Origin of the sequence: Pseudomonas sp. PLB05, from assembly GCF_021106615.1 — a bacterium.
Lineage (GTDB): Bacteria > Pseudomonadota > Gammaproteobacteria > Pseudomonadales > Pseudomonadaceae > Chryseomonas > Chryseomonas benzopyrenica.
In genome coordinates, this window is sequence record NZ_JAJOHO010000001.1 from 88,482 (window position 1) to 101,223 (window position 12,742).

12 protein-coding genes are annotated in these 12,742 nt (G+C 67.0%); 9 read left to right on the plus strand and 3 right to left on the minus strand.

Annotation, left to right across the window (positions count from 1 at the left end; translation table 11 throughout):
* Positions 1-17 precede the first annotated feature (17 nt).
* Both LRS53_RS00390 and sthA read left to right on the plus strand, forming a co-directional pair.
* Entirely contained in the window at positions 18-1,460 is a 1,443-nt protein-coding gene (locus LRS53_RS00390) for a glyceraldehyde-3-phosphate dehydrogenase (RefSeq protein ID WP_017639775.1), read from the plus strand.
* A 209-nt stretch (positions 1,461-1,669) separates the two neighbouring features.
* On the plus strand, positions 1,670-3,064 hold the full coding sequence (gene sthA, locus LRS53_RS00395; RefSeq protein ID WP_064309428.1) for a Si-specific NAD(P)(+) transhydrogenase: 1,395 nt from the start codon (positions 1,670-1,672) through the stop codon (positions 3,062-3,064).
* 327 nt (positions 3,065-3,391) lie between these two features.
* Here the strand turns inward: sthA and LRS53_RS00400 are convergent, their stop codons facing one another.
* The 3 genes from LRS53_RS00400 to LRS53_RS00410 are packed head-to-tail and all read right to left on the minus strand — an operon-like array spanning position 3,392 to position 4,962.
* Positions 3,392-4,108, minus strand: a complete 717-nt coding sequence (locus LRS53_RS00400) for a glycerophosphodiester phosphodiesterase (RefSeq protein ID WP_231354510.1) — start codon at positions 4,106-4,108, stop codon at positions 3,392-3,394.
* Positions 4,109-4,123: 15 nt separating this feature from the next.
* Positions 4,124-4,414, minus strand: coding sequence for an outer membrane protein assembly factor BamE (locus LRS53_RS00405; protein ID WP_231354512.1), 291 nt, complete (start codon positions 4,412-4,414; stop codon positions 4,124-4,126).
* Positions 4,411-4,962, minus strand: coding sequence for a PilZ domain-containing protein (locus tag LRS53_RS00410; protein ID WP_231354514.1), 552 nt, complete (start codon positions 4,960-4,962; stop codon positions 4,411-4,413). Before LRS53_RS00410 ends, LRS53_RS00405 begins: the two co-directional genes overlap by 4 nt.
* Positions 4,963-5,069: 107 nt before the next feature.
* On the opposite strand from LRS53_RS00410, the gene LRS53_RS00415 reads away from it, so the two are divergent.
* The 7 genes from LRS53_RS00415 to lpxK all read left to right on the plus strand — a co-directional run bounded on the left by LRS53_RS00415 (position 5,070) and on the right by lpxK (position 12,733).
* Positions 5,070-6,320, plus strand: a complete 1,251-nt coding sequence (locus LRS53_RS00415; protein WP_231354516.1) for a lipoprotein-releasing ABC transporter permease subunit — start codon at positions 5,070-5,072, stop codon at positions 6,318-6,320.
* Positions 6,313-7,014, plus strand: a complete 702-nt coding sequence (gene lolD / locus LRS53_RS00420) for a lipoprotein-releasing ABC transporter ATP-binding protein LolD (protein WP_231354518.1) — start codon at positions 6,313-6,315, stop codon at positions 7,012-7,014. Before LRS53_RS00415 ends, lolD begins: the two co-directional genes overlap by 8 nt.
* Positions 7,015-7,021: 7 nt before the next feature.
* Positions 7,022-8,263 carry a lipoprotein-releasing ABC transporter permease subunit gene (locus tag LRS53_RS00425; protein WP_231354520.1) on the plus strand — a complete coding sequence of 414 codons (1,242 nt, stop codon included), beginning with the start codon at positions 7,022-7,024 and terminating at the stop codon, positions 8,261-8,263.
* Positions 8,264-8,367: 104 nt separating this feature from the next.
* Positions 8,368-10,608, plus strand: coding sequence for a DNA internalization-related competence protein ComEC/Rec2 (locus LRS53_RS00430; RefSeq protein ID WP_231354522.1), 2,241 nt, complete (start codon positions 8,368-8,370; stop codon positions 10,606-10,608).
* Between the two features lie 48 nt (positions 10,609-10,656).
* The gene (locus LRS53_RS00435) at positions 10,657-11,292 is read left to right on the plus strand and encodes a MotA/TolQ/ExbB proton channel family protein (RefSeq protein WP_064309423.1); all 636 of its coding nucleotides are present in this window, start codon (positions 10,657-10,659) and stop codon (positions 11,290-11,292) included.
* Positions 11,289-11,729 carry an ExbD/TolR family protein gene (locus LRS53_RS00440; RefSeq protein ID WP_017639766.1) on the plus strand — a complete coding sequence of 147 codons (441 nt, stop codon included), beginning with the start codon at positions 11,289-11,291 and terminating at the stop codon, positions 11,727-11,729. The genes LRS53_RS00435 and LRS53_RS00440 overlap by 4 nt, the downstream gene beginning before the upstream one ends.
* Positions 11,726-12,733 (plus strand): tetraacyldisaccharide 4'-kinase, encoded by a 1,008-nt coding sequence (gene lpxK / locus LRS53_RS00445; protein ID WP_231354524.1) that lies wholly within the window; start codon positions 11,726-11,728, stop codon positions 12,731-12,733. The genes LRS53_RS00440 and lpxK overlap by 4 nt, the downstream gene beginning before the upstream one ends.
* Positions 12,734-12,742: the final 9 nt, after the last annotated feature.

Here is a 12,742-nt window from a genome sequence, read left to right on the forward strand (position 1 = left end):
ATAGGGAAGGATTTGTCGTGAGTCAGAAGCCTGAGCAGTGCCTTGAAGAATGGATCGATCGCGAAGCGCTCGCCGAGGCCATGATTCCCCTGATTGGTCAGCTGTACCGTAACAACAATGTTGTGACCTCGATTTACGGTCGCGGTTTGGTCAACCGTTCGGTGATCTCCATTCTCAAGGCCCACCGGTTCGCCCGCCAGATCGACAACGTCGAGCTGTCCGTGCAGGACACCTACCCGCTGGTGAAGGCCCTGAGCGAGCTGGAACTGGGCGCCGCCTCCATCGACCTGGCCCGCCTGAGCCTGAAGTTCAAGGCCGAGGGTGCCGGTCGCGACCTCAAGGACTTCCTGCGCAGCGAGCTGTCCGCCGTGGTCGGCAAGCAGGGCGTCGAGCAGCGCAAGGGCAAGGACGTCGTACTCTACGGCTTCGGTCGCATCGGCCGCCTGCTGGCGCGCATCCTCATCGAGCACCAGGGTAGCGGCGACGGCCTGCGCCTGCGCGCCATCGTCGTGCGCAAGGGCGCCGACAACGACCTGGTCAAGCGTGCCAGCCTGCTGCGTCGCGATTCCGTGCACGGTTCCTTCGACGGCACCATCACCGTCGACGAAGCCAACAGCACCCTGTGTGCCAACGGCACCCTGATCAAGGTGATCTACTCCAACGATCCCACCACCGTCGACTACACCGCGTACGGCATCCAGGATGCCATCGTGGTCGACAACACCGGCAGATGGCGCGATGCCGAAGGTCTGGGCCAGCACCTCAAGTGCAAGGGCGTCTCCCGCGTGGTGCTGACCGCACCGGGCAAGGGCAGCCTGAAGAACATCGTGCATGGCATCAACCATGACACTATCACCGCCGAAGACACCATCGTTACCGCGGCGTCCTGTACCACCAACGCCATCGTGCCGATCCTGAAAGCGGTCAATGACAAGTACGGCATCGTCAACGGTCACGTCGAGACCGTGCATTCGTACACCAACGACCAGAACCTGATCGACAACTTCCACAAGGGCGATCGCCGTGGCCGCAGCGCCGCGCTGAACATGGTCATCACCGAGACCGGCGCCGCCAAGGCCGTGGCCAAGGCGCTACCGGAACTGGCTGGCAAGCTGACCGGCAACGCCATCCGCGTGCCGACGCCCAACGTCTCCATGGCGATCCTCAACCTGAACCTGGAAAACGGTACCAGCAAGGACGAGATCAACGAGTACCTGCGTGAGATGGCGTTGCACTCGCCGCTGCACAAGCAGATCGACTTCGTGAACTCGCCGGAAGTGGTCTCCAGCGACTTCGTCGGCTCCCGCCATGCGGGCGTGGTCGACGCCGGTGCCACCATCGTCAGCGACAACCGCGTCGTGCTCTATGTCTGGTACGACAACGAGTTCGGCTACAGCTGCCAGGTCGTGCGGGTGCTGGAAGAGATGGCGGGGGTCAATCCGCCGGCCTTCCCGGCCTGAGTCTTGCGTCCTAGGCAAGGCTGACTTGCAAGAAAAAGCGGGAGCCCAGGCGGCTCCCGTTTTCGTTTTGGTCGGGTTTTGCGCCACAATAGCGACCCGTGACAAGAGGTCGCAGCCCCCTGGGGCGATCTCGCGCCGGATTTGGCCTCTCGCGAGGCGATCCGGCTCCAGCCGTCGCCTGCGGACGGCTAACCTTCTGAGGAGAAAGCATGGCGGTCTATAGCTACGACGTGGTGGTACTGGGTTCGGGACCGGCAGGCGAGGGCGCGGCGATGAACGCCGCCAAGAATGGCCGCCGCGTGGCGGTGGTGGATAATCGCCAGGTGGTCGGCGGCAACTGCACCCATCTGGGTACCATTCCCTCCAAGGCCCTGCGCCATTCGGTCAAGCAGATCATCCAGTTCAACACCAACGAGATGTTCCGCTCCATCGGCGAGCCACGCTGGTTCTCCTTTCCCGATGTCCTGCGCAGCGCCGAGCGGGTGATCGCCCGTCAGGTGTCATCCCGTACCGGCTACTACGCGCGCAACCGGGTCGACCTGTTCTTCGGTACCGCCAGCTTCGCCGACGAGAACACCATCGAGATCGTCAACCTGCGTGGCGATCTGGAGCGCCTGGTGGCCAAGCAGGTCGTCATCGCCACCGGCTCGCGGCCCTATCGCCCGGTGGACGTGGACTTCAGCCATCCGCGCATCTATGACAGCGACACCATCCTGTCGCTGACCCACACACCGCGCCGGCTGATCATCTACGGCGCCGGGGTGATCGGCAGCGAATACGCCTCCATCTTCAGCGGCCTCGGCGTACTGGTCGACCTGATCGACAACCGCGACCAGCTGCTTAGCTTCCTCGATGACGAAATCTCCGACGCCCTGAGCTATCACCTGCAGAACAACAATGTGCTCATTCGTCACAACGAGGAATACGAGCGCATCGAAGGCCAGGAAAACGGCGTCGTCCTGCACCTGAAGTCCGGCAAAAAGCTGCGCGCCGATGCCTTGCTGTGGTGCAACGGCCGGACCGGCAACACCGATCAGCTCGGGCTGCAGAACGTCGGCATCTCGGTGAACAGCCGCGGCCAGGTCACCGTCGACGAGAATTACCGGACTTCGGTTGCCAACATCTATGCGGCGGGCGACGTCATCGGCTGGCCGAGCCTGGCCAGTGCCGCCTACGACCAGGGCCGCTCGGCGTCGGACAACATCCTGCACGACAACAACGGGCGGGTAGTCAACGACATCCCCACCGGCATCTACACCATTCCCGAGATCAGTTCGCTGGGCAAGACCGAGCGTGAGCTGACCCAGGAGCGGGTGCCCTACGAGGTCGGCAAGGCCTTCTTCAAGAGCATGGCGCGGGCGCAGATCTCCGGCGAACCGGTGGGCATGCTGAAGATCCTCTTCCACCGCGAGACCCTGCAGGTGCTGGGCGTGCACTGCTTCGGCGACCAGGCCTCGGAGATCCTGCACATCGGCCAGGCGATCATGAACCAGCAAGGCGAGGCGAACAGCATCCGCTATTTCGTCAACACCACCTTCAACTACCCGACCATGGCCGAAGCCTATCGGGTGGCGGCTTTCGATGGCTTGAATCGGTTGTTTTGACCGAGACGGCTTTACTCGCCGACACAATCGCGGCCATGGGCCGCTCCTACAGGGTGTGATGCTTCTGTAGGAGCGGCCCATGGCCGCGATAATGCGAGTAGCCGTAGGTTGGGCTGAGTGCAGCGAAGCCCAACGCTGCTCAGGTCGAGCCCGCATGTTGGGCTTCGACGATGGAACCGTCTCAGCCCAACGATGCCTGGGTTCAACGCGGGCCGTTGGGCTTCGACGATGGAGCCGTCTCAGCCCAACCTACGCTGCCACGCGGCACCCGTAGGTTGGGCTGAGCGCCGCGAAGCCCAACGATGCCCGGATTCGATTCGTCAGGTCCTACCCCAGCGCCCGCTGCGCCAGGCTTGGGAAGTCGGTGATCAGGCTGTCCGCGCCAAAGTCGGCCAGACGGCGCATCAGGCTGGCGTCGTTCACCGTCCAGACCGAGACGTGCAGTCCCTGCCGCTGGGCCTTGAGCAGGCGTTCCGGGGTGCACAGCGTCCAGTTCAGCGCCAGCAGGTGGCAATCGTAGTGGGCGGCCACCTTGAGCGGATCCAGCCAGGCGTATTCCGCCACCAGGCCACGGGCCAGATGGGGGGTATCGCGATGCAGGGCGCCCAGGACCTCGCGCGAGGCGCTGGTCACGGTGATCTTCTCCTGCAGGCCGAATTCCTCGACCAGCTGGGCGATGGCCTTCACGGTCTGCGCCGCCCGCACCCGCGAGGCGCTCTTCACTTCCAGTTGCCAGTGTTCGAAGGGGCACTTCTCGAACAGCTCGCGCAGGGTCGGGATGGGGCTGGGACGTGGCCAGACCGGGCCACCCTGGCGGGCATCCAGGGCGACCAGATCGGCGACGGCCTTTTCGCTGACCTTGCCGCCCCGGCCGGTGGTGCGTTTCAGGGTCGGGTCGTGGATCACCACCAGTTCGCCGTCACGGGAGAGGTGCAGGTCCAACTCGCAGCGCCTGACGCCCAGTTCCAGGCACAGCTCGAAACCGGCCAGGGTGTTTTCCGGGGCTTCGCCGCGGGCGCCGCGGTGTCCATAGATGAGGGTCATGAAGGCTCCTAGACGCTAGGGTGAAGGGGCGGGGCGACGCGGTTCACGAACCGCATCCAACACCCGATCGTTTTCGAAATAGACGCTGAAATCGCGATAGTCCCAGCGGCGAATGGGCGGGCGGCCGACCGGAGGATGCTCCTGGTCGGGCAGGCCGAAGCGCTCCAGCACCTGGCTGCGACTGTCGCCGCGCAAGGGCAGCGGTGTGCCGGCCTGGCCCTGCTGGCCCAGCGGGATCTGCAGGGTCTCGGCCCAGCCGGGGAGGGCAATGCCGAGCAGCAAGGCGGCCAGCCAGGGACGTTTCACGCCTCCTCTCCGCGGTCGGCGCGGCGCACTCGGGCCTGCTGGCGCAGGACATGGCGCGCCAGCAACTGACGCTGGGCGTCTTCCAGGTCGATGAAGCTGGTGCCGATCTCGTAACCGCCGGTGACGGCCTGACAACCGGTCACCTCAGCCAGCACCTGCAGGCCGAGGCCCTGGGGTGGCAGCGCCATGCGCAGGTCGAGCCGGGTGCCCAGGGCATAGGGCTCGGCATCGACGAAGGCCAGGCCCCCTTCGGAGAGCACCACGTCGCGGGTGGCGCCGCTGTCGTGCAAGAGATTCCAGGTAAAAGCCTGGCCAAGCAGGTCGAGGCGCTTGTGCACCAGGCGCAGGCAGGCGGTAACGGCGCGATCGCGCTCGTCCAGATTGCGCAGCAGGTGACGGGATTCGAATTCCAGCTGATGCAGTTCGCTCAGGAGTGCGAACAGCGGCGCGGTCTCGCCGGGGACCCCGTCGGCAGGGCTGATTTGCAGTGCGATACGGTCGGTGATGCGATAGTATTCCCGCCGTTCACGCGCGTCTGGGGTGGTCATGTCGGGCCGCTCCGTGGGTGATGGCCCCGAGTGTAGCCGGCGAGCCGGCACGGTGTCGCCGTCCAACCCGCAGGGCGCCTACGTCTTTCCGCCGTGCAAGCGAGCCTATGTTCAGACCCCTGCCGATCTACCTTGGCCTGCGTTACGTCCGCGCCAAGCGCCGCAACCATTTTGTCTCCTTCATCTCGCTCACCTCCATGATCGGCCTGGCCCTCGGCGTGGTCGTCATGATCGTGGTGCTGTCGGTCATGAACGGCTTCGATCGCGAGATGCGCGATCGCGTCCTCGGCATGATTCCCCATGCCACGGTGGAGTCCTACCAGCCGGTGCCCGACTGGCGCAGCGTGCGCGAATTGGCGCTGCAGAACAGCCAGGTGGCCGCGGTGGCGCCCTTCACCCAGTTGCAGGGCATGCTGGCCCACGACAAGGCGGTGCAGACGGTGTTGCTCAACGCCATCGATCCGGCCGAGGAATCCAAGGTCTCGATCATCGCCAGCTTCATGCGCGAGGGTAGGCTCGACGACCTCAAACCGGGCGAATTCGGCATCATCATCGGCTCCCTGGCCGCCGAGAAACTGGGCGTCAAGGTCGGTGACAAGCTCACCTACATCGCTCCGGAAGTGGCCGTGACCCCCGCCGGCATGTTTCCGCGCATGAAGAGATTCACCGTGGTGGGCATCTTCAGCGTCGGCGCCGGCGAACTGGACGGCTCGGTGGGCCTGATCGACATCGAGGATGCCGCACGGCTGCAACGCTGGCCGGCGACTGCGGTGCAGGGGGTGCGGCTCAAGCTGCATGACCTGTTCCAGGCGCCGGACGTGTCCTGGAACATCGCCCGCCAGTTGCCCGGCAATGATTGGTACGCCCGCGACTGGACCCGCACCCATGGCAACCTCTACCAGGCCATCGGCATGGAAAAGACCATGATCGGCCTGCTGCTGCTGCTGATCGTCGCCGTGGCCGCCTTCAACATCGTCTCCACCCTGGTGATGGTGGTGACCGACAAGAAGTCCGACATCGCCATCCTGCGCACCCTGGGCGCCACGCCCCGGCAGATCATGGCGGTGTTCATGGTCCAGGGGACCTTCATCGGCGTCATCGGCACCGCCATCGGCTGCCTGCTGGGCGTGCTCGCCGCGCTCAACGTCAGCGCCGCGCTGGCCTGGGTGCAGCGGGTCACCGGGCACCAGTTCCTCAACGCCGAGGTGTATTTCATCGACTACCTGCCGGCGCAGCTGCAGCTGCACGACGTCCTGCTGGTCTGCGGCGCGTCCTTCGCCCTGAGCTTCCTGGCCACGCTCTATCCCTCCTGGAGCGCCGCCCGTACCCAACCCGCCGAGGCCCTGCGTTATGAATGATCGAGCCGTTTTGCGTTGCCAGGACCTGGGCAAGCGCTACGAGGAAGGCCCCCAGACCGTCGAGGTGCTGAGCAACGTCCAGCTGACCCTGCAACCGGGCGAGCGGGTGTCCATCGTCGGCAGCTCGGGGTCGGGCAAGACCACCCTGCTCAACCTGCTCGGCGGCCTCGATACCCCCAGCAGCGGCAGTGTCTGGCTCGACGGCGAGGAGCTGTCGGCGCTGAACGAGAAGGCCCGCGGCCTCTTGCGCAATCGCGCCATGGGCTTCGTCTACCAGTTCCACCACCTGCTGCCCGAATTCAGCGCCCTGGAAAACGTCTGCATGCCCTTGCTGATCGGCAAGGCCTCCATCGGCGAAGCCCGTGAGCGCGCGGCCAAGCTCTTGGAGCGGGTCGGCCTTGGTCATCGCCTGGGTCACAAGCCGGCCGAATTGTCCGGCGGCGAGCGCCAGCGCGTGGCCATCGCCCGAGCCCTGGTCAACCAGCCCAAGCTGGTGCTGCTCGACGAGCCCACCGGCAACCTCGACCAGCACACCGCCCATGGGATCCAGGACCTGATGCTGGAACTGTCCACCTTGCTGCGCACGGCCTTCCTGGTGGTGACCCACGACCAGGTGCTGGCCGGCCAGATGGACCGGATGCTGCGCCTGGACGAAGGCCATCTGGTCGACGCCACGCCGGCCCGGCAGGTCTGAGGTCGTCATGTTCAGACCTCTTTCGCTGTTCATCGGCCTGAGATATACCCGCGCCAAGCGGCGCAAGTCGTTCATCTCCTTCTTCTCGCTGGTCTCCATGTTCGGCCTGGCCCTGGGCGTGCTGGCGATGATCCTGGTGCTGTCGGTGATGAACGGCTTCCAGGAGGAAATGCGTGGCCGCATCCTCGGCATGGTGCCCCATGCCTTCATCAGCGGCGCCCAGCCGCTGGACGACTGGCGCCCGCTGGCGGCCAAGGCCGAGCAGCAGCCCCATGTGCAGGCGGCGGTGCCCTACACCCAGTTGCAGGGCATGCTCTCGGTGCGTGGCCGCATGCAGCCGCTGCTGGTGGACGGCATCGATCCGGCCCAGGAAAAGCGCGTGTCCATCGTCGGCGAACGCATGACCCAGGGCAGTCTCGACGCCCTCAAGCCGGGCGAATTCGGCATCGTGCTGGGCGAGATCGCCGCGCGGCGCTTCCAGCTGGAGCTGGGCAGCCAGGTCACGGTGATCATCCCCGAGGTCGGTGCCACCGGCAGCATCACCCCGCGGCTGCGCCGCTTCACCGTGGTCGGTACCTTCAAGGTCGGCGCCGAGCTGGATGCCTCCCTGGCCCTGATCAACGTCGCCGATGCCGCCCCGCTCAAGGGCTGGCAGCCGGGGCAGGTGGAAAGCATCCGCCTGGCGCTGGACGATCTCTTCCAGGCGCCGCGCATCTCCCGTGAGGTGGCCAAGGCCCTGGGCGACGGTTATCAAGCGCGTGACTGGACGATCTCCCAGGGCAGCCTGTTCCAGGCCATGCAGATGGAAAAGACCATGATCGGCCTGCTGCTCCTGCTGATCGTCGCTGTGGCCGCCTTCAACATCATCGCCACCCTGATCATGGTGGTGGCCGACAAGAAGGCCGACATCGCCATCCTGCGCACCCTGGGCGCCACGCCCGGGCAGATCATGGCGGTGTTCATGGTCCAGGGCACGGTGATCGGCCTGGTCGGCACCCTGATCGGCGGTGTGCTGGGCGTCATCGCGGCGCTCAACGTCAGCAGTTGGATCGCCGCCCTGGAGCGCCTGGTCGGCCACAAGCTGTTCGGCGGCGACATGTACTTCATCAGCAACCTGCCGTCGCGGCTGGAGTTGGAAGACGTGGTGTTGATCGCCGTGGCCGCCCTGAGCATGAGTTTCCTGGCGACCCTCTATCCCGCCTGGCGCGCCTCCCGCACCTCACCGGCCGAAGCGCTGCGCTACGACTGATCTCCTGCCGGGCCAGGTGGCGCTACGCCCCTGGCCCTACGGCGTCCAAGCTGCTCTAATCCGCGCTTCCTAAGCCCTTTCGGCTCTCCAAGGATGGAGTCCTGATGCGCGCCGCTCTGCTGTCCTTCGCCCTCGGCGTGCTGCTCCTGCGCGCCTTCGCCTCGCTGCCGTCGTTGCCGCTGCTGGCGGCCCTCGCGGCGGTGGCCCTGGGGCTGCTGCTGACCCGCTTCCTGGCCCTTGGCGCCTGCTGCCTGGGCCTGGCCTGGGCGTTGCTCAATGCCCACTGGGCCCTGGACGATCGCCTGGATCCGGCGCTGGAGCAGCGGGTGCTGTGGATCGAAGGCCAGATCAGCGGCCTGCCCGCGGTGGACGCCGACGCGGTGGCCTTCGTGCTCGCCGGGGCGACCAGCCGCCGCGACCTGAAGCTACCGGCGCGGATCCGCCTGAACTGGCACGGTGGTCCCCGTCCACTGGCCGGCGAACGCTGGCGCCTGGCGGCGGAGTTGCGCGGCCCCGCGGGCCTGGTCAACCCCCTGGGCCAGGATCGCGAAGCCTGGCTGCTGGCCCAGGGCATCGGTGCCACCGGCAGCGTCAAGGATGGCCAGCGCCTGGCGGCGGCCAGTGGCCTGGCGACCTGGCGCGACGGTATCCGGCAATACCTACAGACCCGCAATCCGGCCGGGCAGGGCGGGCTGCTGGCCGCCCTGGTGGTGGGCGATGGCTCGGGCATCACCGATGCCCAGTGGCAGTTGTTCCAGGACACCGGCACCGTGCACCTGATGGTAATCTCCGGGCAGCACATCAGCCTAATCGCCCTCAGCGTCTATGCCGGGGTGGTCCTCCTGGTGCGTCGTGGTCTCTGGCCAAGCCGGTTGCCCTGGCGCCTGTCGGCCGCGGTGCTGACGATCGCCACCGCGCTGAGCTACGGACTGCTGGCCGGCTTCGAGGTGCCGGTACAGCGCGCCTGCGTCATGGTTACCCTGGGGCTGCTCTGGCAACTGGGTCGTCAGCAGGTCCGCCTGGCGGACGCCGTCCTGCTGGCCCTGGTGCTAGTGCTGGCGGCCAATCCCCTGGTCGGTCTGCTGGCGGGTTTCTGGCTCTCCTTTGGCGCCGTGCTGTTGCTGCTCTGGAGCTTCGCCGGCCGTCTGGGCCGACTGCCCTGGTGGACTACCCTTGGGCGGGCCCAGTGGTGCATGGCCGTGGGACTGGCGCCGCTGCTTCTGGCGCTGGGCCTGCCCCTGAGTCTGAGCGGCCCGCTGGCCAACGCCCTGGCCGTACCGCTGATGGACCTGGCCATCGTGCCCCTGGCGTTGGTGGGTACCCTGCTGTCGCTGCTCTGGTCGCCGCTGGGCGAGCCCGCGTTGTGGCTGGCCGGTGGGCTGTTGCAGGGACTGCTCTGGGTACTGACCGGGTTGGCGCATCTGGCCGCCGCCTGGCAGCCCGTATTGGCGCCCGCCTGGACGCTGTGGCTGGCGGGACTGGGGGCGTTGCTGGCCCTGCTGCCCGCGGGCGTGCCGCTGCGCGGCCTTGGCGCACTGCTGATGCTGCCCGGGCTGTTTCCCCCGGTGCCTGCGCCCGGGGAGGGGCTGGCGCGGATCACCGTATTGGACGTGGGGCAGGGGCTGGCCGTACTGGTGCGCACCCGTGACCATGCCCTGCTCTACGACGCCGGTCCGCGCCAGGGCAGCTATGACAGCGGCGCCCGGGTCGTCCTGCCCAACCTGAAGGCCGCCGGCATCGATACCCTGGATGTCATGCTGCTCAGTCATGCCGATGCCGACCATGCCGGCGGTGCGCTGGCCGTGGCCAGGGGGCTGCCGCCGGGCCGGGTGCTCAGTGGTGAGGTGGGTCGCCTGCAGCCGCAATTGCGCGCCCGGGATTGTGAAGACGGCGCCCGCTGGGAGTGGAACGGGGTCGGCTTCACCACCTGGTGGCGTCCCGACGCGGATTCCAATGCCGCCTCCTGTGTACTCCGCGTTGAGGCCAGAGGCGAGCGCCTGCTGCTGACCGGCGATATCGATGCTCGCCGCGAGGCGGAGTTGGTGGCCAGTGGCAAGCCCCTGGCGGCGGAGTGGCTCGTCGCCCCGCACCACGGCAGTCGCAGTGGCTCCAGCGCCGGTTTCATCGACGCCGTCCAGCCACGCGGCGTGCTGATCTCCCGCGGGCTGAACAATCGCTATGGCCATCCCCATCCCCAGGTGCTGGCGCGCTATCGCGAGCGCGGCGTGCTGCCCTACGACACCGCCGCGCTAGGCGCCCTGACCTGGACCCTCGGTCGCTGGGAGGCACCGCGTGGTCAGCGCCAGGAGCGTCACTGGTGGCGAATACCCCCGCCGACACCCTAAGGCGTTCGTGCTAGAGTGGCCGCATTTTGCGGCAGGGGTAACGGTCTCGTGTTCGAAATGGTCAAAGCTGGCGGCTGGATGATGCTGCCGATCATCCTCAGTTCCATCCTGGCCACGGCCATCATAGCCGAGCGGCTGTGGACCCTGAGGCGCGGTCGGGTCGCCCCGCCCACGTTGCTCGCCCAGGTCTGGCGCTGGATCCAGGACAAACAGCTCAACAATGAACGCCTGCGCGAGTTGCGCGCCGGTTCGCCCCTGGGCGACATCCTCGCCGCGGGCCTGACCAATTCCCGTCATGGTCGCGACATCATGAAGGAAGCCATCGAGGAAGCCGGCAGCCGCGTGGTGCACGACCTCGAGCGCTATCTCAACACCCTCGGTAGCATCGCCGCCCTGGCGCCGCTGATGGGTCTGCTCGGCACGGTGTTCGGCATGATCGATATCTTCAGCGCCTTCATGAACGACGGCATGGCCAATGCGCCCATTCTCGCCGGCGGCATCTCCAAGGCGCTGGTCACCACCGCCGCCGGTCTGCTGGTGGCGATTCCCGCGGTGTTCTTTCATCGCTATCTGCTGCGTCGGGTGGACGAGCTGGTAGTGGGAATGGAACAAGAAGCGGTCAAGCTTGTGGATATCCTCCACGGTGATCGCGAGGTGGACGTCCGCGAAGGAGCCCCGGCGTGAAATTCCGTCGTCGCGCCGGGGGCGCCGCTCGCGAAGAGGTCTATATCAACCTGGCCTCCTTCATCGACGTCATCTTCGTCCTGCTGCTGTTCTTCGTGGTGACCGCGACCTTCAGCCGGCCCAGCCAGCTGAAGATCGAGCTGCCCGAGGCCGATAGCGCCGCGGCAGCCGCCAACCAGGCCAAGACCCTGGAAATCAGCATCACCGCCGAAGGCCAGATGGCGCTCAACGGCCAGACCCTGGCACGCAACGACCTGACCGGCCTGACCACCGCGCTGCAGCGTGAATCCGGCGGCGACAACAGCCTGCCGCTGGTGATCACCGCCGATGGCCGCGCCACCCACCAGGCGGTGGTCATGGCCATGGATGCCGCCGGCAAGCTCGGCTTCAGCCAGCTGCGCATCACCACCCTCGAGGCCCAGGCGAAACGCCCGTGAGCCTGGGCGAGCGCCTGGTCCGCGCCTGGTACCAGGGGCATCTGGCCCTGAGCCTGCTGGCGCCGCTCGAAGCGCTCTATCGGCAGGTCGCCCGGCGCAAGCGCCGGCGGTTCCTGGCGGGGCAGGGCAGCATCCATCGCGCGCCGGTGCCGGTCATCGTGGTGGGCAATCTCACCGTCGGCGGGACCGGCAAGACGCCCATGATCCTCTGGCTGATCGATCATCTGCGCGCGCGCGGCCTCAGGGTCGGCGTAGTCAGCCGCGGTTATGGCGCCACGCCGCCGAGCCTGCCCTGGCGGGTGCGGGCTACTGACACCGCCGCCGTCGCCGGCGACGAGCCGCTGCTGATCGTGCAGCGCACCGGGGTGGCCCTGGTCACGGATCCTGATCGTGGTCGCGCCGTCGAACGCCTGCTCGCCGAAGAGTCGCTCGATGTCATCCTCAGCGACGACGGCCTGCAGCACTATCGCCTGGCGCGGGATCTGGAACTGGTGATGGTCGATGCGGCGCGGGGTTTCGGCAACGGCCGCTGCCTGCCGGCGGGGCCGCTGCGCGAACCCCTGGAGCGCCTGGCCGAGGTGGACGCCGTGATCCACAACGGCGCCGCCGTCGATCCTGCCGACGGCTACGGCCTGACCCTGCAGCCCAGTGCCCTGGTCAATCTGCGCAGCGGCGAGACCCGGCCGCTGGATTTTTTTCCGCCAGGGCAGCGCCTGCATGCCCTGGCCGGCATCGGCAACCCCGGGCGTTTCTTCGCCACCCTCGAAGGACTACACTGGCAGCCGTTGCCCCATGCCTTCGCCGATCACGCCACTTACAGCGCCGCAGACCTGACCTTCACGCCCGAGCTGCCGCTGGTGATGACCGAGAAGGACGCGGTCAAGTGCCGGTCCTTCGCCGCCGCCGACTGGTGGTACCTGGCGGTGGACGCCCAGCCCTCGGCCGCCTTCGTCGCCTGGCTGGATGGGCGTCTCGACCGGCTCCTACCCGAACACTCTCACTGACGGAACCTC

Coding starts and splice junctions, on each gene's coding strand:
- sthA (WP_064309428.1), top strand. CDS start 1,670: ATGGCGGTCTATAGCTACGACGTGGTGGTACTGGGTTCGGGACCGGCA.
- LRS53_RS00400 (WP_231354510.1), bottom strand. CDS start 4,108: ATGACCCTCATCTATGGACACCGCGGCGCCCGCGGCGAAGCCCCGGAA.
- LRS53_RS00410 (WP_231354514.1), bottom strand. CDS start 4,962: ATGACCACCCCAGACGCGCGTGAACGGCGGGAATACTATCGCATCACC.
- LRS53_RS00415 (WP_231354516.1), top strand. CDS start 5,070: ATGTTCAGACCCCTGCCGATCTACCTTGGCCTGCGTTACGTCCGCGCC.
- lolD (WP_231354518.1), top strand. CDS start 6,313: ATGAATGATCGAGCCGTTTTGCGTTGCCAGGACCTGGGCAAGCGCTAC.
- LRS53_RS00425 (WP_231354520.1), top strand. CDS start 7,022: ATGTTCAGACCTCTTTCGCTGTTCATCGGCCTGAGATATACCCGCGCC.
- LRS53_RS00430 (WP_231354522.1), top strand. CDS start 8,368: ATGCGCGCCGCTCTGCTGTCCTTCGCCCTCGGCGTGCTGCTCCTGCGC.